Annotated in this window: 17 protein-coding genes; 10 read left to right on the top strand and 7 right to left on the bottom strand. The window is 68.3% G+C overall.

Features of this window, described 5'->3' with window-relative positions; translation table 11 throughout:
* Positions 1 to 77: 77 nt before the first annotated feature.
* Genes SK803_RS29550 through araD form a run of 3 tightly spaced genes read left to right on the top strand, consistent with a single transcriptional unit; the run spans position 78 to position 3,335 of the window.
* Positions 78 to 725: a GntR family transcriptional regulator gene (locus tag SK803_RS29550; protein WP_319969406.1), complete on the top strand. Its 648-nt coding sequence runs from the start codon at positions 78 to 80 to the stop codon at positions 723 to 725.
* Complete coding sequence (locus SK803_RS29545) at positions 712 to 1,617, top strand: dihydrodipicolinate synthase family protein (RefSeq protein WP_319969405.1); 906 nt, start codon at positions 712 to 714, stop codon at positions 1,615 to 1,617. The genes SK803_RS29550 and SK803_RS29545 overlap by 14 nt, the downstream gene beginning before the upstream one ends.
* Positions 1,614 to 3,335 carry an L-arabinonate dehydratase gene (gene araD / locus SK803_RS29540; protein ID WP_319969404.1) on the top strand — a complete coding sequence of 574 codons (1,722 nt, stop codon included), beginning with the start codon at positions 1,614 to 1,616 and terminating at the stop codon, positions 3,333 to 3,335. The genes SK803_RS29545 and araD overlap by 4 nt, the downstream gene beginning before the upstream one ends.
* Here araD and SK803_RS29535 read toward each other — a convergent pair.
* Positions 3,332 to 4,204 (bottom strand): alpha/beta hydrolase family protein, encoded by an 873-nt coding sequence (locus tag SK803_RS29535; RefSeq protein WP_319969403.1) that lies wholly within the window; start codon positions 4,202 to 4,204, stop codon positions 3,332 to 3,334. The genes araD and SK803_RS29535 overlap by 4 nt on opposite strands.
* A 103-nt stretch (positions 4,205 to 4,307) precedes the next feature.
* On the opposite strand from SK803_RS29535, the gene SK803_RS29530 reads away from it, so the two are divergent.
* The gene (locus SK803_RS29530; RefSeq protein WP_319969402.1) at positions 4,308 to 4,871 is read left to right on the top strand and encodes a TetR/AcrR family transcriptional regulator; all 564 of its coding nucleotides are present in this window, start codon (positions 4,308 to 4,310) and stop codon (positions 4,869 to 4,871) included.
* On the opposite strand, the gene SK803_RS29525 is transcribed toward SK803_RS29530, so the two are convergent.
* Both SK803_RS29525 and SK803_RS29520 read right to left on the bottom strand, forming a co-directional pair.
* A complete protein-coding gene (locus tag SK803_RS29525) occupies positions 4,858 to 6,099 on the bottom strand; it encodes a glycosyltransferase (protein ID WP_319969401.1) in 1,242 nt (413 codons plus the stop codon). The genes SK803_RS29530 and SK803_RS29525 overlap by 14 nt on opposite strands.
* A gap of 150 nt (positions 6,100 to 6,249) precedes the next feature.
* A complete protein-coding gene (locus SK803_RS29520; RefSeq protein WP_319969400.1) occupies positions 6,250 to 8,256 on the bottom strand; it encodes a PQQ-dependent sugar dehydrogenase in 2,007 nt (668 codons plus the stop codon).
* A gap of 208 nt (positions 8,257 to 8,464) precedes the next feature.
* Between SK803_RS29520 and SK803_RS29515 the strand changes: the two genes are divergently transcribed.
* Genes SK803_RS29515 through SK803_RS29495 form a run of 5 tightly spaced genes read left to right on the top strand, consistent with a single transcriptional unit; the run spans position 8,465 to position 13,483 of the window.
* Positions 8,465 to 9,658, top strand: coding sequence for an extracellular solute-binding protein (locus SK803_RS29515; RefSeq protein ID WP_319969399.1), 1,194 nt, complete (start codon positions 8,465 to 8,467; stop codon positions 9,656 to 9,658).
* Positions 9,655 to 10,725 (top strand): ABC transporter ATP-binding protein, encoded by a 1,071-nt coding sequence (locus tag SK803_RS29510; RefSeq protein WP_319969398.1) that lies wholly within the window; start codon positions 9,655 to 9,657, stop codon positions 10,723 to 10,725. The genes SK803_RS29515 and SK803_RS29510 overlap by 4 nt, the downstream gene beginning before the upstream one ends.
* Positions 10,722 to 11,627: an ABC transporter permease gene (locus tag SK803_RS29505; RefSeq protein ID WP_319969397.1), complete on the top strand. Its 906-nt coding sequence runs from the start codon at positions 10,722 to 10,724 to the stop codon at positions 11,625 to 11,627. Before SK803_RS29510 ends, SK803_RS29505 begins: the two co-directional genes overlap by 4 nt.
* Complete coding sequence (locus SK803_RS29500) at positions 11,624 to 12,448, top strand: ABC transporter permease (RefSeq protein WP_319969396.1); 825 nt, start codon at positions 11,624 to 11,626, stop codon at positions 12,446 to 12,448. The genes SK803_RS29505 and SK803_RS29500 overlap by 4 nt, the downstream gene beginning before the upstream one ends.
* Positions 12,449 to 12,499: 51 nt before the next feature.
* Complete coding sequence (locus tag SK803_RS29495; RefSeq protein ID WP_319969395.1) at positions 12,500 to 13,483, top strand: LacI family DNA-binding transcriptional regulator; 984 nt, start codon at positions 12,500 to 12,502, stop codon at positions 13,481 to 13,483.
* A 175-nt stretch (positions 13,484 to 13,658) separates the two neighbouring features.
* Here SK803_RS29495 and SK803_RS29490 read toward each other — a convergent pair whose 3' ends face one another.
* Genes SK803_RS29490 through SK803_RS29480 form a run of 3 tightly spaced genes read right to left on the bottom strand, consistent with a single transcriptional unit; the run spans position 13,659 to position 18,292 of the window.
* Complete coding sequence (locus SK803_RS29490) at positions 13,659 to 15,440, bottom strand: AMP-dependent synthetase/ligase (protein ID WP_319969394.1); 1,782 nt, start codon at positions 15,438 to 15,440, stop codon at positions 13,659 to 13,661.
* Between the two features lie 32 nt (positions 15,441 to 15,472).
* Positions 15,473 to 17,611, bottom strand: coding sequence for a molybdopterin oxidoreductase family protein (locus tag SK803_RS29485; RefSeq protein ID WP_319969393.1), 2,139 nt, complete (start codon positions 17,609 to 17,611; stop codon positions 15,473 to 15,475).
* A gap of 33 nt (positions 17,612 to 17,644) precedes the next feature.
* Positions 17,645 to 18,292 carry a quinone oxidoreductase family protein gene (locus SK803_RS29480; protein ID WP_319969392.1) on the bottom strand — a complete coding sequence of 216 codons (648 nt, stop codon included), beginning with the start codon at positions 18,290 to 18,292 and terminating at the stop codon, positions 17,645 to 17,647.
* A gap of 172 nt (positions 18,293 to 18,464) precedes the next feature.
* Between SK803_RS29480 and SK803_RS29475 the strand changes: the two genes are divergently transcribed.
* Entirely contained in the window at positions 18,465 to 19,412 is a 948-nt protein-coding gene (locus tag SK803_RS29475) for an MASE1 domain-containing protein (protein ID WP_319969391.1), read from the top strand.
* On the opposite strand, the gene SK803_RS29470 is transcribed toward SK803_RS29475, so the two are convergent.
* Positions 19,409 to 22,156 (bottom strand): helix-turn-helix transcriptional regulator, encoded by a 2,748-nt coding sequence (locus SK803_RS29470; RefSeq protein WP_319969390.1) that lies wholly within the window; start codon positions 22,154 to 22,156, stop codon positions 19,409 to 19,411. The two genes, SK803_RS29475 and SK803_RS29470, sit on opposite strands and share 4 nt — an antisense overlap.
* Positions 22,157 to 22,274: the final 118 nt, after the last annotated feature.

Below are 22,274 nucleotides of genomic sequence, written 5' to 3'. Positions count from 1 at the left end.
AAACCAGATACATCGACGTTGCGCAGCCCACAGAAGACGGTTGACCTGGGCCTCCAGCAGCTCCTAAGGTCTCATATATGATGTATGACCGGGTGGAAGCGCCTCCTGCGTCGCGCACGGACTTTGTTCTGGAATCGATCAAAGAAGCGATTCTCAACGGAAAGCTGAAGCCCGGTCAGGCGCTCGTGGAAACAGATCTCGCGGCCACGCTGAACGTCTCGAAGACGCCGGTGCGAGAGGCCCTCAAGACGCTCGCCGGGTCAGGACTCGTCGTGATGAGCCCGTACAAGGGCGCCGCGGTCCGCACGGTCGACGCCGCGATGGCCGCCTCCGTCTACGACGTGCGCATGCTCGTGGAACCCGAGGCGCTGCGCCGCGCGATCCTGCTGGGCGCTTCTTTCGACGAGGCCGCGCTGGCGTTGGAGGACGTCTCCGACCTGGCTCGGCGCTCGCTCGCCAACCGGCGTTTCCACCGCGCGCTGTACGCCGGGTGCGGCAACCCGTTGATGATCCAGATCCTGGACGGCCTGCGCGACCAGGCCGCGCTGATCACCGTCGCCGGCTGGGGCATCTGCCCGACCTGGGACGACGAGGCTGCCGAGCACCGCGCGATCCTCGCCGCCGCCGTGCAGGGCAAGGGCGACCTCGCCTTCGAACTCCTCCGCCGCCACATCCAGACCTTCGCCGACCGAGTAGTTGAGGAGCTTCCCGATGGCGTTCGATGACCTCTCCGAGCGGCTCGCGTCCGTCGTGGCGATCACCGTCACGCCGTTCGACGCCGACGGTGCGATCGACGAGAAGAACTACGCCGCGATCGTGGACCGGATGGTGGAGGGCGGCGTCTCGGTCGTCACGCCGAACGGCAACACCAGCGAGTTCTACACGCTGTCCGCCGCCGAGACCGAGCGCGCGCTGTCCATCACCGTGGACGCCGTCGGAGACCGCGCCGCGATCATCGCGGGCGTCGGGCATGACCTCGCGTCGGCGGTGGCGGCCGCCCGGTTCGCCGATCGGGCCGGCGCTCAGGGGATCATGATCCACCAGCCCGTGCATCCGTACGTGTCGTTGGACGGGTGGGTCGACTATCACCGGGCGATCGCGTCTTCGGTGCCTGAGCTGAGCGTGATCCTGTACGTGCGCAACCCGCGGATCGGCGGCGCGCAGATCGCCGCGTTGGCGGACGCCTGCCCGAACGTCGTCGGGGTGAAGTACGCGGTGCCGGACCCGGTGCGGTTCGCCTCGGTGGCCCGGGACGCCGGGCTGGACCGGCTGACGTGGGTGGCCGGGCTGGCCGAGCTGTCCGCTCCCGGGTACTTCGCGGTGGGGGCTTCCGGGTTCACCTCCGGGCTGGCGAACGTGGCGCCGCGGTTGTCGGTGCAGATGTTCCGGGCGTTGCAGGCCGGTGAGTTCGGTGCGGCGATGGAGTTCTGGGAGTTCATCCGCCGGTTCGAGGAGCTGCGGGCGTTGAACGAGTCCGCGAACAACGTCTCGGTGGTGAAGGAAGCGTTGGCGCAGCTGGGGTTGTGCCGCCGGGATGTCCGGCCGCCCGCTTCCGTGTTGGCGGAGGCCGATCGCTCCGCGGTGGGTGTGCTGCTGAACTCGTGGAGCCTGCTGTGACGCTGCCCGAAAAAGGCCTGCGCAGCGCGGAGTGGTTCGAGGGTGAGGGGTTGCGGGCGTTCTCGCACAACGCCCGGATGCGCCAGCTCGGCATGAACCCCGAGGAGCACCTCGGCAAGCCGGTCATCGCCATCCTGAACACGTGGAGCGGCATCAACCCGTGCCACATGCACCTGCGCGAGCGGGCCAAGCAGGTCGAGCGCGGGGTGTGGGAGGCCGGCGGACATCCGTTGGAGTTCCCCGTTTCCACGCTGTCGGAGACGTACCAGAAGCCGACGCCCATGCTGTACCGCAACATGCTGTCGATGGAGACCGAGGAGATCCTCCGGTCCTACCCGGTCGACGGCGCGGTGCTGATGGGCGGCTGCGACAAGACCACGCCGGCTTTGCTGATGGGCGCCGCTTCCGCCGGTCTGCCCACGGTCTTCGTGCCTGCCGGGCCGATGCTGCGCGGCAACTGGCGGGGCGAGAGGCTCGCGTCCGGCACCGACATGTGGCGGTACTGGGACGAGAAGCGCGCGGGAACGATCTCCGGTGCGGACTGGACGGAGATCCAGTCCGGGCTGGCCCGCTCCCCCGGCACGTGCATGACGATGGGCACGGCGTCGACGATGACCGCGGCCGCGGAGGCGCTGGGGCTCACTCTGCCCGGGGCGTCGTCGATTCCGGCCGTGGACTCGGCGCACTACCGGATGGCGGCCGCGTCGGGCATGCGGGTCGTGGAGATGGTGCGCGAGGGGCTGACGATCGGTGACGTGCTGTCTCCTGATGCGTACGAGGACGCGATCCGGACCGTGCTGGCGTTGGGTGGATCCACCAACTCCTACATCCATCTGATCGCGATGGCCGGGCGGTCGCAGATCTCGTTGTCACTGGACGACTTCGACCGGTTGTCGCGTGAAGTGCCGGTGCTGGCCTCCGTTCAGCCCGCCGGCTCGTACCTGATGGAGGACTTCTACTACGCGGGCGGGCTGCGCGGGTTGCTGTCGCGGTTGCGGGATTCGTTGCACCTCAAGCGGATCACGGTGACCGGCCGGACTTTCGGTGAAGACCTCGAAGGTGCCGAGGTCTACGACTCCTCGGTGATTCGATCGGTGGACGACCCCATTTCGGCCGAGGGCGGGCTGGCCGTTCTGCGCGGCAACCTGGCGCCGGACGGTGCGGTGATCAAGTACGTCGCCGCGGAGCCTTCGTTGTGGAAGCACACCGGGCCCGCCGTGGTTTTCCACGGGTACAAGGATTTGCAGGCACGGATCAACTCGCCGGACCTGGAGGTCACGCGCGATTCGGTGATCGTGCTCGCCGGTGGTGGCCCCAAGGGCGGGCCCGGCATGCCGGAATACGGGATGCTGCCGATCCCGGACAAGCTGCTGCGCGAGGGTGTCCGGGACATGGTGCGCGTGTCGGACGCGCGGATGAGCGGAACTTCTTATGGCGCTTGCGTTCTGCACGTGGCACCGGAAGCGCACGTCGGCGGACCGCTGGCGTTGGTGCGGGACGGCGACCTCGTGACGCTGGACGTCGAGGCGCGGGTGTTGCGCGTGGAGATCTCCGACGAGGAGATGGAACGGCGTCGCGCCGCGTGGACCGTGCCGCCGCCGAAGTTCGAACGTGGTTACGGTGCCTTGTACTACGAGCACATCACGCAGGCCAACGAAGGCTGCGACTTCGAGTTCCTGTCACGGCCCGGGCAGAACCCCGAGCCCAACGCGCATTAGCTCTTGGACTCGACGTAACCCGTGGTGAACTGGACTTCCTGCCAGTCGTCGGTCCCGTGCAGCCGGCTGCGCAGGTACGCCGTGGTGAGCCGCTGCACGTCCGCGACCCGTTCGGTGCTCTCGTCCGTGGTCTCGGCGACGTCGTATCCGGAGACGCCGCCGAACCCGTGCTCCGCGCCGAACAGCACGAGCAGGTCCTTCGGGCCGGGTGCCAGGTGGTACGGGTCCATGTGCCACTCCGGCCCGTTGGTCGTGAGGTGCTCGGACGCGTCCTTGTCACCGGCCACCACCAGCGCCGGGGTGGTCATGTCGCTGAAGTCCGGGGTGAGCATGAACGAGTAGCTGCCCTGGACGATCTCGGTGAGTCCGTCGCCGCGGCCCGTCGAGCCGAGCAGCACGCCCGCCTTGATCCGCTCGTCCTTGAGGCTGACGCCCTCGGTCGTCATGCCCAGCAGCAGGCTCGCGGTGTGCCCGCCCATCGAGTGACCGGCGACCGCGATCTTCGTGCGGTCGAGGCGGTTCCGCAGCTGCGGCACGGCCTTCTCGATCTCGTCGAGCCGGTCGATGATCGCCGACATGTCCTCGGCGCGTTCCTTCCAGAACATCGGCGCGCCGGGGACGTCCGCGAGGTCCAGGGTGCGGCTGCTCAGGTGCGTCGGCTGAAGCACCACGAAGCCCTGCTCGGCCCAGTGGTTCGCGAGCGGCGCGTAGCCGTTCAGCGAGGAGAGGTGGTTCGAGTAGCCCTGCCCGTGCGACAGCAGGATGATCGGCAGTTCCGTGCCCTCGGTCGGTGCCGAGACCTTCAACTGCAGGTCAACAGGCCTTCCAGGGATTTCGAGCACGACAGGACTAACCGTGAAGACGGTCATGACGTTCCCTTCGGGTAAGCTCGCCGCTTAAGTGGAGCGACGTTCCGGAACGATACGGAGCGCTGTTCCGTTTTGTCAACCGATCCGTTCGGGAGGAGCGCGCGTGCCACCACGCAAGCGGGCCGACGCCGTGCGCAACGAGCAGACGCTGCTCGCCGCGGCGGCCGAGGTGTTCGTCAGGTCCGGCGTCGACGCGCCGATCCGCGAGATCGCGGCCGAGGCGGGCGTCGGCATGGGCACGATCTACCGCCACTTCCCCACCCGCGCCGACCTCGTCGTCGCCGTCTACCGGCACCAGGTCGAGGCCTGCGCCTCGGCAGGACCGACGTTGCTGTCCACTTCGGACTCACCGTTCGCGGCGCTGCGGGCGTGGGTCGACCTGTTCGTGGACTTCCTGGTGACCAAACACGGGCTCGCCAGCGCTCTGCAGTCGGACAGCAGCGGTTTCGAGTCGTTGCACGCGTACTTCATCGACCGGCTGGGGCCGGTGTGCGGCGAGCTGCTGGAGGCGGCGGCCGCGGCGGACGAGATCCGGGACGACGTGCGGCCGATCGAGCTGATGCGCGGGATCGGCAACCTGTGCATCGGACGCGACGACGACCCGCGCTACAACCCGCGCCGGGTGATCGAACTGCTGCTGAACGGTTTGACGGTCAGAAACCGCTGAGGGGCACTCCGACCGGAGTGCCCCTCAAGGCGTTTTCCCAGCCCAGCAACAACTTCGCGGCCACCGCCGCCCCGTCCGCCCGGACCATGCCCGCCACCTCGGCCGCACGTGCGCGAGTCTCCGGAGCCAGGGCCGTCGTGAGCGCGGCGGACAACGACTCGAAGGTCGGCGTCGGACCGTCGTGCGCCGCGCCGATGCCCAGCTCGGCCACGCGACGCGCCCAGAACGGCTGGTCCACGATCTGCGGCACCACCACCTGAGGCGCGCCGGCGCGGGCCGCGGTGGTCGTGGTGCCGCCGCCGCCGTGGTGCACGACGGCGGCGACCCGGCCGAACAGCTCCTGCTGGTTGACCTCGCCGACGACGAAGCAGTCGTCACCGGAGTCGATCTGGGCCAAGTCGGCCCAGCCGCTGGCCAGCAGCACACGGCGGTTCTGGGCGCGGACCGCGTCGACCGCCACCTGGCCGATGTCCTTCGAGGTGTGCATCGGCATGCTGCCGAAGCCGACGTACACCGGTGGTTCGCCCGCTTCGAGGAACGCGACCAGGTCGGGTGCGAGCGGCCGGGTGTCCGGCAGGATCCACGCGCCGGTCTGGGTCACCTCCAGGTTCAGCAGTTCCTCCGGCGGCCACAGCAGCGGATCCGCCCCGAGCAGGAGTTCGCCGGTGTAGACGTGGTCGCGGACGTTGTCCACCGGCGGCAGGCCGAGCTCCGCCCGGTGGGTGTTGAGCGCCGGGCGGTACATGGCGTCGACGTTTTCCGCGTCGATGGCCCACAGCACCCGGTTGTCGGTCTCGTCCGGCGGCATCGACCTGCCCGGCCGCCCGGCAGGCCTGCGGTGCGGCGACGGCAGGCTGATGGTGTGGAACATCGCGAGCACGTAGCGCAGGCCCAGGTGCTCGGCCACTGTGCGCGCACCCGCCGGCATCAGGCCGGTCGCCACCAGCACGTCGGCGCCCTCGGCCGCGCGGGCCACCGGGCCGAACCATTCACCGACCAGCGCGGCCGCGACCGTCGGCGGGTCGGCGCGCCCGCTCGTCACCAGCTCGCGCACGGACTGTCCGAACGCGACGAACGGCACCCCGTGGTCGGCCAGCCTGTTCTCGAACTCCTCGTCCGGCGGCACGCACACCACCGCCTCCGCGCCCGCGGTCCGCAACGCCGCCGCGAGGGCGATCAGCGGTTCGACGTCTCCACGCGATCCGTATCCAGCAAGCACAACACGCACTTCGCGACTCCCCAGTCTGCGCCGAATGTGGCTGAGGTCGCAGAGTGTGCGGCACCGACGGGGTCTTGCCGCAAGTCCCCCTGTGCGCTATACGTTGAAGTGGGAAGAGGCCCCGGACATCGCGTCCGGGGCCTCTTCCGTTCGACAGCGCTAGTTCAGCGCCACCTTCAACAGCTTGGTGTTGCTGTTGCCCGCGGTGGAGTCCTTGTCACCGTTGGACGTGGTGACCCACAGCGAACCGTCCGGGGCGGGTTCGGGCGTCCGCAGACGGCCGTAGGTGCCCTGGAAGTGCGACGTGGTGGTGCCGACCGACGAGCCGCTGATCTGCATGCGGTACAGGCGTTCGCCGCGCAGGGCGGCGAGGAACAGCACGTCGTTCACGATCGCGAGGCCGGACGGGGACGCGGAGCCGACCGAGAAGGTCTTCTTCGGTGCCACGAATCCGCCGCACGAGCCGGACGTTCCCTCGCAGGAGGGCCAGCCGAAGTTGCCGCCCTTCTGCAGCAGGTTGATCTCGTCCATGTTCGAGTTGCCGAGCTCGGCCTGCCACATGCGGCCCTGCGAGTCCACGGCGAGGCCCTGGACGTTGCGGTGGCCGTAGGTCCAGACGTAGCGCGCGTTGCCGCCCTCGCTGAAGAACGGGTTGTCCGACGGCGGGGTGCCGTCCGGGTTCAGGCGCAGGACCTTGCCGCCCAGGTTCTGCTTGTTCTGGGCGTTGTTGCCGTTCTGGCCATCGCCGGTGCCCGCGTAGAGCTTGCCGTCGGCGCCGAAGCGCAGGCGGCCGCCGTTGTGGAACTTGTTGCGCGGGATGCCGGTCAGCAACGTCGTCCAGCCGGTCAGCGCGTTGCCCTCGATCTTCGCCCGCACGATCCGGTTGTCGCCGGAAGCCGTGTGGTAGACGTAGATCAGGCCGTCCGAGGCGAACGTCGGCGACAGCTCGATGCCGAGCAGGCCACCCTCGCCGTTGGTGCCGGAGACGCCGGGAACCTTGCCCAGTGTGGTCTTCACACCGGCGGGCGTGATCTTGACGATGTCCTGCGCGTCGCGGCGCGAGTAGATGCCGTCGCCGTTGGGCAGGAACGCGAGACCCCAGGGCACGTCGTTGTCGGTCGCGATCTGCGTGACGGCACCGACCTGGTCGCCGCCGGACTTGGTGCGCGCGGTCAGCTCGTTCGACGCGGGTGAGGCGTTGCCGACGGCGTCGAAGGCCTTGACGGTGAACCTGTACTCGGTGTTCGCCTTCAGGCCGCCGATGGTGGCCGACGTCGAGGTCGAGTCACCGACCTTGGCGCCACCGCTGTAGACCTCGTAGCGGGTCACGCCGACGTTGTCGGTCGACGCGTCCCAGTTCAGCGTGACGCTGTTCGCGGTCTGCGAGGGCGAGCGCAGGTTCTTCGGCGCCGTCGGCGGGATCGGGTCGTCCTGCGCGGGCGGGGTCTTGAACTCCGCCGTGTTGGACGCCTGCGAGATGTTGCCTGCCGCGTCCTTCGCGTTGACGTAGAAGCCGTAGGTGACGTTCGGCTTCAGGCCCGTCATCACCGTCGAGGTCGGCGTCGCGGGCACGGACTTCACGAACTGGCCGAGGTTGTAGATCTCGTACGAGGTGACCGCGATGTTGTCCGTCGAGGGCGACCACGTGAGCTTCGCGGAGTCGGACTTGACGTCGGACGCGACGAGATCCGTCGGCGCTGACGGCGGTTCACCGTCGACGGGGCCGCTGTTGCCGAAGACCTGGAACTCCTGCAGGGAGTAGCCGTACGACGTGCCGGTGCGGCAGCGCGTGGTGCCGAAGACGCGGACATAACGGCCCCGCCCGGCAACCGTCAGGTCCTCGACACCTCCCTTGCCGTCGGTCGTGTTGTAGACGGACGTCCAGCTCGAGTCGTTCTCAGAGGTCTCGACGCGGTACGCCTTGGCGCACGAGAGGTCCCACTGCAGCCGGACCCGGCTGATGTTCGCGGACGCGCCGAGATCGACGCGGATCCAGGCCGGATCGGTGTTCGACTTGCTGGCCCAGCGCGTGGCCGCGTTGCCGTCGACGGCGTTGCGGGGCGCGTAGTTCGCGCCTCCGGACGCCGACTCGGTCGTGGGTTTGCCTTGGGACAGCAGGACATCGGCTGCCACCGCCGCGGGTGCGGCGGAAACGAGCGAGGTCACCGCCACTGCGAGCGCAGTGGCCAGGATGCCGGTTCTAGCTACCGGCAACCGCCGTGAACGGGGTGCCACAGGAGCCTCCCACTTTCGTTGGGAACGGGTGTGCGGCGGCGGGGCATTGCGTTCGAACGGCGGCGGGTGTACGAGTGTTACAGAAAAACCGTAAACGTTTTCGAGCGCGAGGTCCAGAGTCAGTTAAGGGAGCCATCAGATGCGCTGGACAAGGAAGTTGCAGCTCGTCATCCCCGCCCTGCTGGTCGTCACGGCGTGTGGTGCGCCGGCGGCCCCGCAGGCGCAGAACGCACCCACGACAATCCCGGACAAGCCGTCGAAACCGGTCGAGCTCAACGTCCTCGACGTGGCCGGCAACCTGCAGCTCACCCAGGGCATGATCGACGAGTTCGTCAAGACCAACCCGGACTTCGTCAGCAAGGTCAACTACACCAAGGCGACCGCGCCGGACATGCCGGGCAAGCTCAAGGCCGAACAGAACTCCGGCACCTCCCAGACCCACCTCGTGCTGACCGGTACCGACGGATTGTCGTCGGTGATCGAGCAGAAACTGGTCTACGAACTGCTCCCCGGATTTTCGGGGAAGCTGCCGGATCTGGAGAAGACCTACCTCCCGCCCGCGTGGGAGATGCAGAAGCTCGCACAGGGCCAGGGCGTCGCCGTCACCTACTACCCCGCCGGCCCGCTGCTCGAGTACGACCCGGCGAAGGTCCCGACTCCGCCGACCTCTCCCGCCGAACTGCTGGAGTGGGCCAAGGCGCACCCCGGCAAGTTCCAGTACGCGCGGCCCGCGAACTCCGGTCCGGGTAGGACGTTCCTGATGGGACTGCCGTACCTGCTCGGCGACTCCGACCCGAAGGACCCGGAGAAGGGCTGGGACAAGACCTGGGCGTACCTGAAGGACCTGGGGCAGTACGTCGACAACTACCCCGGCGGCACGACCGACGTCATGAAGAACCTGGCGAACGGCACGTCGTGGATGGTCGCCTCGACCACGGGCTGGGACATCAACCCGCGCGTGCTCGGTTCGGTGCCGGAGGGCATGAAGATCTCGACGTTCAAGGGCTTCCACTGGGTGACCGACGCGCACTACGCCGTGGTGCCCAAGGGGGTTTCCGCCGACGTGCTGGCGGCGAACCTGGCGTTGATCAAGTTCATGCTGGAGCCCAAGCAGCAGGCCAAGGCCTACGACAAGGGCTACTTCTACCCCGGCCCGGCGGTCAAGGACGTCACGCTGCAGATGGCGCCGAAGGAGTCGCAGGACGCGATCGCGAAGTTCGGGCGCGGCGAGTACGACAAGCTGATCGCGGACAACCCCAAGGAGACCTCGTTGCCGGCGGCCCAGCAGGTGAAGGCGTTCCAGCGCTGGGACAGGGAGATCGGCAAGAAATGATCTCTCACATTTCCGGGCAACGGTTCGCCGAGCTGCACCTGGATCACGTGCGGCGGGCGTTCGGGGACACCGTTGCCCTGGATGGCATGGACCTGACGATCAAGGGCGGCGAGTTCGTCGCCCTGCTCGGTCCGTCCGGCTGCGGCAAGTCGACGGCGCTCAACTGCCTGGCGGGTCTGCTGCCGCTCACCGGCGGACGGATCACGCTGGACGGCAGGCGCATCGACGACCTGCCACCGGAGAAGCGCGGGTTCGGGATGGTGTTCCAGAACTACGCGCTGTTCCCGCACATGTCGGTGCGGCGCAACATCGCGTTCGGCCTGTCCATGCGCAAGACGCCCAAGGCCGAGCTGAACTCGCGCGTGGACGAGGCGGTGCGGCTCGTCCAACTCGAGGAGCACCAGCACAAGTTCCCGGCCCAGCTCTCCGGTGGCCAGCAGCAACGCGTGGCCATCGCGCGAGCCATTGTCCTGGAACCACCCCTGGTGTTGATGGACGAGCCGCTGTCCAACCTGGACGCGGCGCTGCGGCTGGAGATGCGCACCGAGATCCGCCGGCTGCACCAGTCGCTCGGCCTCACCACCGTCTACGTCACGCACGACCAGGAGGAGGCGCTGGCCCTCGCCGACCGCCTCGTGGTCCTGAGGCTCGGCGAGGTGCAGCAGGTCGGGTCGCCGGAGGAGGTCTACGCACATCCGGTGAACCAGTACGTGGCGGGGTTCATGGGCTACCGCAACATGATATCGGTGACCGTTTCCGATCAGGGTGACGAGCACGCGACCGTGTACACCGAGGCCGGCGTCAAGCTCGTTGGCGTCAAACGGGAAGAGCTCGGATCGAAAGCCGTGGCGGCGGTCCGGCCCGAGGACTTCACCGTGGTGAGCGAAGCCGGGGACAACACCCTCGAAGCGGTGGTCGAGATCGTCGAGTACCACGGCCGTGAGCAGGCGGTGGAGGCACGGCTGCGCAACGGTGAGCGGCTGCACGTCCGCACCAACTCGCGGTTGGCACCGGGCGACACCATCGCGCTGAAGGTGCCGGTCGAACGCGTACTGGTGTTCGCATGACAGCCACTCTGGAAAAGCCCGCCCTCGAAAAAGCGTCGCTCAAGCACCGGCTGGCGGAGAAGGGCGTCGACCGCGTCCTCTGGTTGCTGGTGCCAGGCGCGGTGTTCGTCGTGCTGCTGTTCGTCTATCCGTTCCTGTACGGGTTGCAGCTCTCGTTCCAGCCGAAGGGCGGCGGCAGCCCGTTCCAGAACTACATCACCTTCTTCTCCGACGAGTACCTGGCGGAGACCGTCTGGATCACGCTGCGGCTCGGGCTGCCGGCGGCGCTGTTCAACGTGCTGGCGTCCATCCCGATCGCGTTCCGGATGCGCGGCAGGTTCCGGGGCAAGAGAGCGCTCACCACGTTGCTGGTCGTCCCGATCACGCTCGGCACCGTGCTGACGGCAGAAGGACTTCTGGCGTTCTTCGGGCCTACCGGGTGGTTCAACCGCATCCTGATGGCGCTGGGCGCGGACGAACCGGCGAAGCTCACCCACAACTACTGGGGCGTGCTGTTCAGCCTGATCATCACCGGCTTCCCGTTCGCGTTCCTGCTGACGCTGTCCTACCTGTCCGGCATCGATCCCACGCTCGAACAGGCGGCGGCGACCCTGGGAGCGTCGAAACGGCAGCGGTTCCGGACGATCACCATGCCGCTGCTCGCACCTGGCCTGGCGGTCACGTTCTGCCTTTCGTTCGTGCTCGCGTTCTCGGTCTTCCCGTCGGCGGTCATGGTCGGCAACCCCGCCGGCGAGACGCACGTGATGTCGATCGCCGCGTACGAGACGGCGTTGCGGGACAACGACTTCGCGATGGGTTCTGCGATCGCGATGCTGATGGCGCTGGTGATGCTGATCGTGATCGGCGTGGTGCTCATCTGGCGCACGACGCTCTACCGAGGCGCTACGGGAGGCAAGGGATGAAACTCACTGCTCGCCCTGTCGTGTGGCTGACGTGGGGTGCGTTGATCTTCTTCATGCTCAATCTGGTGGGCATCGTGGGAGCGGTCGTCACCAACTCGTTCGCCGAGTCGTGGTTCGGCACGTGGTTGCCCAACGGCTACACGGGCAAGTGGTACGGCGAGGCGTGGCGCGACTACCGGCTGCTGGACGTGCTGGTGGTGACGTTCCAGGTCGCGATCGCGGTCGTGGTCATCTCCGTCCTCATCGGAGTTCCCACTGCCTACGCGTTGGCACGGCGCGACTTCCCCGGCAAGAAGTTGCTCAACGTGCTGTTCCTGCTGCCTATCCTGATGCCGCCGATGACGTACGGCATCCCGCTCGCGACGGTGCTGTACAAGTTCCAGCTGGCGGGCAGCATGTTCGGCGTGATCGCGGCGAACCTCGTGCCGGCCGTGCCGTTCGTGGTGCTGACGATGACACCGTTCATCGAGCAGATCGACACGAAGATCGAGTCGGCGGCCCGGATGTGCGGGGCGAACACGTACGCGATCTTCACCCGCGTGCTCGCGCCGCTGCTCGTACCGGGCATCCTGGCGGCCTCGATTCTGGTGCTCGTGCGGACGGTGGGCATGTTCGAACTGACGTTCCTCACGGCGGGCCCGACCAGCCAGACGCTGGTGGTGTCGCTGTACGAGGCGATGTCGTCGGCGGGCATCAGGCCACAGCAGATGGTCGACTCGATGGCCGTGATCTACACCGGCTCGATGCTGCTTTTGCTGGTGATCGCGCTTAGGTTTGTGAACCCGACCCAGCTCGTCACCAGACTCAAAGACACGGCTTGACACCTGACCCGTCATGATTGTTTCAACCGGCAGTTGAGGGTGAGGTAACCAGTGGCAGTCACCATCCGCGACGTGGCTCGCAGGGCGCACGTATCGGTCGCCACCGTTTCGCGTGCGCTGACATCCCCCGAGCTGGTCCGCCCGGAGACCAGATCACGGGTGCTGGCTGCTGCCTCCGACCTCGGCTACCAGCCCAACAGGGCCGCTCGAGGACTGATCACGGGCAAGACCGGCAACATCGGCATCGTCGTGCCGGACCTCGACAACCCGTTCTTCACAGGCGTGCTCAAGGCCGTGCAGGCACGGGCGATGCAGGCCGACTACGCGGTGTTCGTGGCGGACAGCGACGAGGACCCGGTGGCCGAGGCGAAGCTCGTGCACGCGATGGCCAAACAGGTCGACGGCGTCGTGCTGTGCGCGCCGGGCCTGGAGGACTCGCAGGTCTACGAGGTGGCGGGCGCGACGTCGCTGGTGCTGCTGAACCGGCGCCTGCCCGGCGTGCCCGCCGCGTTGATGGACTCGGCGGGAGGAATGCACGCGATCGTCGACCATCTCGTCGCTTTGGGACACCGGCGGATCGCTTACCTGAACGGGCCGCGCACCTCGTGGTCCAACCAGGAGCGTCGCCGCGGGCTCATGTCGGCCGTTGCCCAGCACGGCGTGGACCTGGTGGACCTCGGGCCGTTCGCGCCGCGCTACGAAGGTGGCCTGCAGGCCGCTGATTTGGCCGTAGCGGCCGACACGACCGCGATCATCGCCTACAACGACATCATGGCGCTGGGCGTGCTGGCGCGGCTGCGGGACCGCGGTATCTCCGTGCCTGGTGACGTGTCGGTCACCGGGTTCGACGACCTGACGTACGCGGCGCTGTGCTCGCCCGCGTTGACAACGGTGGCAATGCCCGTGGCACAGGCCGGGCGCACCGCCGTGAACCTGTTGCTCGACTGGCTGGACTCGGACAACACCGAGGTGCCGCAGATCGTGGCGGAGACCCAACTCATCGTGCGCGGAACCACGACACCGCCGAGGCGGTAGATGAAGGCGGCCCCGGCAAGGGCGTCTGGGGGGAGTACGCCGTAAGCCGGGGCCGCGAAGCGGCTGGGCCCGAGGGGGGAGGGGGCCTGGCACCGCTTGGTGTTCCACTCTGCCCTGAGCGGACGGAATCCGCCAGGGTGGATGTACCTGTTTTTGGATTTCTCGTACGTACGGGTTACTCGTAGAGGCCTTCGTACAACCCAGAGTGAAGGCGGTGCACCACGTTGCGCTTGACCTTCAACGTCGGGGTGAGCTCACCTTCCTCCTGGGACAGATCGCGGGTGAGCAGCACGAACTTCTTCACTTGGGAAACACTGGCGAAGTGCGAGTTCGCTTCGTCAACAACTTGCTGCACCAGCGTTCGCACTTCCGGGTGACCCACCAAAGATTCGATGTCAGAAGGCAAGCCTTTGGCTGTTGCCCACGGCACGATCTCGTCGGCGTCGAGTGTGAGCAGGGCCACACAGTAGGGCTTGCGGTCGCCGAACAGGACGGCGTGCGAGATCCAGCGGGACTGGCGCAGCACGTTCTCCACGTTCGCCGGCGCGATGTTCTTGCCACCGGCGGTGATGATGATGTCCTTCTTGCGCCCGGTGATCGTCACGAAACCGTCCGCGTCGATCTCGCCGAGGTCGCCGGTGTGCAGCCAGCCGTCCTGGATCGTGGCGGCCGTCGCCTCGTCGTTGCGCCAGTACCCGGCGAAGACGTGCGGGCCGCGCATGAGCAGTTCGCCGTCCTCCCCCAGCGACATCTCCAGGCCCGCCACGCCGGACGCGCCGACCGAGCCGAGCTTGAAGCGGTCCAGCGTGTTGATCGTGCCGACGGCGGTGGACTCGGTCATGCCGTAGCCCTCCAGCACCGGCACGCCGGCCGCGTGGAAGAACTGGAGCACCTCACGGGAGATCGGTGCGGCACCGGACAACGCCTGCACGAGCTGACCGCCGAACACCGCGCGCACGTTGGCGAACAGCGCGTCGACCTGTTCGAACGCCGCCGCCATCTCGGCAGGCACGGGCTCGCCGGCGGCACGCCTGCGCCGCACCTCCAGGCCCAGCGTGACTGCCTGCGCGAGCTGCTCCGGCGGCACGGCGGAGGTGACGAACGTGTAGATCTTCTCGAAGATCCGCGGCACCGAAGGCAGGAAGGTCGGCCGGACCTCGGCCAGCTCCGGCACGATCTTCGACATGTCGCCGCCGAAGTAGGCCAGCGTCCCGCCGCGGTACATGGTGCCGAACATGATGATCTGCGCGAAGACGTGCGCCATCGGCAGGAACAGGTAGACGGTGCCGGTCATCGCGTCGATGCGGGCTTCCTCCGCGACCCGGCACAGCGCGACCCAGTTCGCGTTGGTGAGGATGCAGCCCTTGGGCGGACCGGTGGTGCCCGAGGTGTAGATGATCAGGCTCGGGTCCTCCGGCTTGATCGCGCGCCGCCGGTTGTCCAGCTCGTCGGCCAGCGGTGACGTGCGGCCGGTGTCCTGCAGCTCGGCGATCCTGGGACGGTCACCGGCGGGGTCGATGGTGAAAACTGTTCGCAGTTCGGGGAGTTCGGGGCCGACGACCTCGACCTTGACGCACTGGGCCTCGTTCTCGGCCACCACGATCGACGCGCCGGAGTCGCCGACCACCCAGGCGATCTCCTCGGACGTGCTGGACGGGTAGATCGGCACGACGATGCCGCCCGCCGCGAGCACGGCCAGTTCGACCGCCGTCCACTCAGGACGGGTGTTCGCGAGCACGCAGACCCGGTCGCCCACCTGCAGTCCGGCGTGGACGAACCCGGACGCGAGGTCCAGCACCAGCTCGGAGACCTCGGCGTACGTCTGCGTGCGCCACTCGCCGTTCTCCTTGAACCGCCACGCCACCGCGTCGCCGTACGCCTGCTCCGCGAGGAACGGCAGGTCTGCTATCCGGCGGACGGCTTGCACCGCGTTCGGGCTGGCGACTCCGGCGGTCATGGCGGCTCCTAGGTGGACTTCAGGGGGTTGTACTAGGCGGGCACGACCTGAACGCGGGTGCCGTTCAGCACGGCCGTGCCCGAGAGCGGGTCGATGCGGAGGTCGTCGGTGAGGAGGTTGACGTTCACGCCGGCGTGCTCACTGGCGACGGTGAGCCGCGTGCCCGGCAGGTCGTGGCCCCAGCCGTGCGGCATCGAGACAACGCCGGGCGCGATGTCGTCGGTGACCTCGACCTGCACCTCGATCTTGCCGACGCGCGAGGTGACCTGGGCGGTCGCGCCGTCGGCGAGGCCGATCCTGGCCGCGTCACCGGTGTTCACCAGCAGCGTGCACAACGGCTTGCCCTTCACCAGCGCGGGCACGTTGTGCATCCAGGAGTTGTTGGTGCGCAGGTGCCGGCGGCCGACGAGCACCATCTCGGTCTCGGGGTTCTCCAACGCCTCCAGCACGCGCGGGAAGTCGTCCATGATCGCCCGCGGGGTCAGTTCGACGCGACCGGACTCCGTGCGCAGGATCTCCGGCAGGCGCGAGGTGAGCGGGCCGAGGTCGATGCCGTGCGGGTTGTCGAGCAACTGCCGCAACGACACCCCGTACGGGCCGGTGCGGAGTTTGAGGTCGAGCAACCGTTCCTCGCGCGTCTCGCCCTCGGGTTCGAAGTCGACGCCCGCCTTCTGCTTCAGTCCCGCCAGCTGCATCGCCGCGATGGCGTCGAGATCGGCCTCCGCGCCCAGGCCGCTGAAGATCGTGGCGAGCCGGAAGAAGATGTCCGTCTCGTCGACCCTGCCTTCCTCCAACGGGATCGCCGCCCGCGAGTACTTCGCGACGTTGCGCACGGAGTTGTTGAGGAACGCGATGTCGTAGTGGTCGCGGCGGGACGGCGGCGGCGTCGGCAGGATGACGTCCGCGTGCCTGGTGGTCTCGTTGAGGTACGGGTCGACGCTGACCATGAAGTCCAAACCGGACAGAGCCTCGTTCACGCGGGCCGAGTTCGGCAACGACAGCGCGGGGTTGCCGCCGATCGTGAACAGCGCCCGCACCTGGCCGTCGCCGGGCGTCTCGATCTCGTCGACCATCGTGACGGCCGGGTACTCCCCCATCACCTCGGGGTGTCCCTTGACCCGGCTGTGCCAGCGGCCGATGCCGAAACCCCTGCCACGGCCCGAGCCGCGCTTGCTGTGCGCGGGCAACGGCCACATCACGCCGCCCGGCCGGTCGAGGTTGCCGGTGAGGATGTTGAGCGTGTCGACCGCCCACGACGCGACCGTGCCGAACTCCACGGTCGTCGTGCCGATACGGCCGTAGACGGCAGCGCGTTCCGCCTCGGCCAACTGCCGTGCGAGTGCTCGGATCGTGTCCGCCTCGACGCCCGTGCGTTCGGCAACGGCCTCCGGGCTGAACGGCGTGACGTGCTGACGGATCACCGTGTGGTCGGTGACGTGCTCGGCGAGGTCTTTGAGATCGACCAGGTCCTGCGCGAACAGCTCGTGGATCAACGACAGCAGCAGGAACACGTCCGTGCCCGGCCGGATCACGACGTGCTGGTCGGCGGCCGCGGCCGTGCGGCTGCGGCGCGGGTCGACGACGACGAAGGACCCGCCGCGCTTCCGCAGGTCCTTGAACCGGCCCGGCACGTCCGGAACCGTCCACAGGCTCCCGTTGGACGAGAACGGGTCCGCGCCCAGCACCAGCATGAAGTCGGTGCGGTCGATGTCGGGCACCGGGATCGAGAAGATGCTGCCGTACATGTGGCCGCACTGGACGTGCTTGGGCATCTGGTCGACGGTGCTGGCGGTGAAGACGTTGCGGCTGCCCAGCGCCTTGCGCAGCGGTCCGGCGTAGAGGCCGCCGGCGAGCGAGTGGACGACCGGGTTGCCCAGGTACATCGCGACGGCGTTGCGGTCCGGGAAGTCCTTCAGCCGTTCGTCGACGTACCGGAAGGCCTCGTCCCAGGTCACCTCCTGGAACTCGCCGTCGCGTTTGATCAGCGGGGCGCTGAGCCGGTCGGGATCGGCGTCGAGCGTGCCGAGCGAGGCGCCCTTGGGGCAGATGAAGCCCCTGCTGAACTCGTCCTCGCGGTCACCGCGCACCTTGGTGATGCGGTCGCCCTCGACCGTCAGCTCCAGCCCGCACGTCGCTTCGCACAGCGGGCAGGTCGTGAACACGGTCCTCATGGGTCCCCTCACGCAGCTTGTTACTAACGGGTACTAGTCATGTGCCATCGGACGCAATCGCCCAGCCGAGGTCAACCCGAACAGCTCACTGACAGCCCTCGCGATCATGTCCGGCCGTTCGAGGGTGTGCTCGAACCGGAATCCGATGACCGCCCGCGAGCCGCCGAGCAGACCGATCAGCTTGACGGATTCGTCCTGGTCAGAGCCGTAACAGACGATCCTGCCGAACGGCGCGAGAGCGTCCAGTGAAGCCTGGAGGGCGCCACCTGGATCGAGCACCACATCGACCTGTTTGCCCTCGTTCGCCTGGATCAGCCGTTCGGCCAGACCGTCTCGATCGGATTCGACCGCGACGTCGGCACCGAGCTTCATCGCCCTGCGCCGGCGAGCCTGGCTGGAGTCGGTCGCGATGACCCGGCCGGCGGCGAAACTGCGGGCCAGCTGGACCGCGATCGCACCGACCTCGCTCGCGGCGTCGTGCACGACGATCGACTCGTCCGGCTTGAGGTGCGCGCACGTGCGGAGGAGGTGCCACGCCGTTGTGCCTGCTCTGGCCAGTGTCAGCGCCTGGGCGTCGGTCACGCCCGCCGAGACCGGGAGGTGCAGCCGGCCGGCGACCACCACCACGCGACGTCCGCCGTCCTCCACCCGGACCTCGTCGATCGCCTCGGCAGTGCGCATGTGGCCATCTCACGTTCTCGCGGCGACCGGCTGTAGTGAGGCTTCCACAACAGCTAAGAATCCGCGCTGCTCAGGGGCTCGGTCCGCGATCGCGGCCCGCGGGGTGAGTCCGAGTGGGTACGGCCTGTTGCGGGGTCTGGCGATCCTGTGTGCACGGGTGGAGCATGTGCCGGTGAACGCCGCACTCCGCACCGCCCTCACCATGCTCGCGGTGGCGGTCGCCTACGACGCGACAGCCAAGGTGGGACTGGTCCTGGCACTGGTCAAGGGCCAGGTCACGCCACTGTGGCTGCCGACGGGCATCTCGGTCGCGGCGCTGCTGATGTCGGGTCCCAAGATCTGGCCGGGCATCGCGCTCGGCGCGCTCACCGCCAACCTCGCGCTCGGCGCGGGCCCGTGGGCGATCCTGATCATCACCATCGGCAACACCGCCGCTCCGCTGGCCGCCTGGTACCTGCTGAGGCGGCTCGGGTTCCGGCCCCAGCTCGACCGGCTCAGGGACGCGGTGCTGCTCGTCTTCGCGGGCGCGCTGGGCGCGATGCTGATCAGCGCGCTGGTCGGCACGGCGGCGTTGAAGATGGGCGGCGACATCCCGTGGCACGACGTGCCGGCCGTGATGGCGGTGTGGTGGACCGGTGACGCGATGGGCGTGCTGGTGTTCACGCCTCTGCTGCTCACGCTGCCCCGGCAGTGGAACGCCCCGCCGCGCAGGCTCGCGGAGGCCTGCGCGCTGCTGATCGCCACCGCGGCCCTCGCGTCGTTCGTGACCATGTCGGAGTTGCGGCTGCTGTTCCTGGTGTTCCCGATGCTGATCTGGGCGGCGCTGAGGTTCCAGCACGCGATCGCCGCACCGTGCGCGGTGATCATCTCGGTGGCGGCCGTGATGTCGGCGGCCGCTGGGCAGTTCGCGGCCACCGACCTGCTGACCACGATGATCGTGCTGCAGGCCTTCAACGGGTCGGTGGCGCTGACCGGGTTGGTCCTGAGTGCGATCACCAGCGAACGCAACGAGGCCAGGCGGGCCATCGAGCGCGCGTGCGAGCAGCTGGCCGAAACCGTTGCGCGCTACCAGGAAGGCGGCGTGCGCAACCGGCTCGGCAAGGTCATGCCGCCGGGTTAACGCTGCTGCATGGCGTCCAGCACGCGGGCGAGCTCCAGCCGTGACGAGACGTGCAGCTTCGCGTAGATCCGCGACAGGTAGACCTCGATCGTCCGCGGGCTGTAGTGCAGCGCGGAGGCGATGTCGCGGTTGCGCATTCCCTGCTGCACCAGCCGTGCCACGTTCTCCTCGGCCTCGGTCAGCAGGCCGGGCGCCTTCGACCGCGCCCTGGGCACCTTGGCCCCCAACGTCCGCAGCCGGTTGCCCGCCTGGCGCCGCAGCCCGTGCGCGCCCAGCCGCTGGAAGGTCGTGTAGGCCTCGACGAGCACCGGCACCTCGTCGGCGGAGACCTCGCCCAACGCGAGCTGAGCGCGGGCCTTCTCGAACTCCAGCCCGCCGAGCGCGGCCTCGGACACCGCTTCCCTGAGCAGGTCCTCGTCCCGCCGCGCCACGCCGGACACCCTGCGGATCGTGGTGCGGGACCACGGCGAAACCCGTGTCGCGGACACCTCGGCCAGCCGGTCCAGCGCTTCCTCTGCCTCCTTCGTGCGGCCGCGCTCCAGATCGAGTTCGATCATCCTCGCGACCAGCACGCAGGAGTAGGCGGCCTCCAGCCGTTCGCCCACGGCCTCCGCGAGCAGGTCGTAGGCCTCGGTCAGCTCTCCCCTGGCGATCAGGTATTCGGCCAGCGCGATCGCGTGCAGCTTCGAGATGTTGATCGACTGCGGCGCGGGCATCGCGGCCAGCCGTGCCGCCACGTCCAGCTCGCCGCGCCAGGTGCGGATGGACAGTTCGATCGCGTGCAGCACACCGAGCGCCTGATCGGCCTGGGCGGCCTCGACATCGGGCAGCCAGCGGCCGATGCCGTCCAGCGCCGCGTCCCAGCGCCCGCCCAGCCAGTCGAGCGCCACCCGTGACGCGGCACGTTCGGCGCGAAAGCCGTGCGACCCCACCTGATCGACGAGTTCCTCGGCCCGCCGCACCCGCCACGACGCGTCGTGCACCAGACCGGCGAGGGCCGTGATCGACGCGCAGACCGAGAGCGCCTGGAGTTCGAGCATCGGCTGGCCGTCGCTGCACGACAGGGCGCGGTTCGCGTACTCGACGGTCTTGTCGTGCTGGAACAGCAACGAGGTCAGCATCGCCAGGTGTTCGAAGACGATCACCCCCTCGGCCGGTGAGCTGATCGGCAACGCCTCAACGCGCGCGACTTCCTTCGCCGCGTCCTCGTACCGGTCGTTGTAGAGGAACAACACGGCCCGTTGAGCTTCCAACGACGCAGGCACCGAACCACGCGCGACCTCGACGTCGGCCAGTTCCATGGCTTCTGCCGTGCGCCCGACCGAGAAGAGCGACGAGATCACAGCCGTCGCCACACGCGCACGTTCCGGCCCGGTTTCCAACGACTCCAACGCCGCCAGCCCCGGTTCAACAGCCAGCGCCGGACGGGAGGCCCTGGCCAGCACCCGGCACTGCAACGCCAGCAACTCGGCACGCTCAGGTGCGTTGCGCGGCAACAACTGCAGAGCCCGAGCACACAGGGCGGCCGCCGTCTCGGGCGCCGTGGCACGAGCCACCGAGGCCGCCTCCGCGAGCACTCCCACAGCCACCCGATCACCAGGCGCAGCGGACTCGGCCAGGTGCCAGGCGAGTTGCAGCAGGTCTACCGCCAGCCCTTGAGCCCGATCCTCCAGCAGCCGTGCGGAGATCAGCGAGTGCAGGTGACGACGTTGAGCCGGCCCGACCTCGTGATAGAGCGCCTCCCCGACCAAAGCGTGCGAGAAGCGATAACCCCGATCGTCGTCGTGCACCACGATGTGCGCGCGCGACAACTCGTCAAACGCAGCAACCACAGTCTGTTCCGGCAGCGACGCGACACGGGCAAGGAGAGAGATCTGGTCCAGCCGAACCCGCCTGAACACAGCCACCGCCCGCGCCACCAGCCGCGTGTCGTTCTCCAGCGGCGCCACTCGCCTGAGCACCGCCTCGCGACGAGTCAGCCGGATCGCGTCCGGAGACACCGCGAGCCGCGCCCGGTTCCCCTCGACCGTCACCAGGTCGAGCTCTCTCAACGACCGCGCGATCTCCGTGACGAAGAACGGATTCCCGTCGGACCGCTGCTGGACCTCACGCGCCAGCCCTTCGTCCACCGCCGTCTGCAACACCGACTCGACGATGCGCGCGACGTCCGCACCGGACAGCGGCGCGAGATCGATGCGCATGACCTCGGCATGCTGCTCAACGCGATCCAGCAACCCTTCCGCGCCGGGTTCGCTGACGTGCGAACGACTGGCCGTGACGAGCACCAGCGGCGCAGCCGACACCCGCCGCAGCACCAGCGTGAGCAACGCCAGTGAATCGTCGTCGACATGATCCAGATCGTCGATCAACAACGCCGCCGGACGCGTGGCCGTCAACTCGGCCAGCAGCCGCACCACCTGATCGCAAGCCCGCCCGAACCAGGCCCCGGAATCCTCGGCAACCGAGACCTCCAACGCCGCCAAGGCATCCGAACGCCCCTTGTCCGCCCCCAACGACCGGATCAACGCCACCACAGCGCCATACGGGATCCGCTTGCCCAGCACGTCCGACGCCGACGTCAACACCGCGCACTGCCGCTCCCGCAACCGCCGCGCGATCTCCGCGAGCAACGACGTCTTCCCGATCCCCGGCTCACCACTGACCTGAACCACGACCAGCCCGGTAGCAGGCGCCTGGTCGACAGCCTCGAGCACATCGCGCAGCTCCGGTTCCCGCCCCCACAACTCGGGGACAGCACGGAGCGGAGTGTCGGCGATGACGGCCTCCCGGCAAACTTCAGCGGAGCTGCCCAGAGTCTTCCATGTGGGTGTCCGCCCCCGCCAAGAGCCGCTTTCCGTGCCG

Origin of the sequence: Lentzea miocenica, from assembly GCF_033949945.1 — a bacterium.
In the GTDB taxonomy this organism is placed as follows: Bacteria; Actinomycetota; Actinomycetes; order Mycobacteriales; family Pseudonocardiaceae; genus Lentzea; species Lentzea miocenica.
This window is presented reverse-complemented; position numbering and strand designations above follow the sequence as displayed.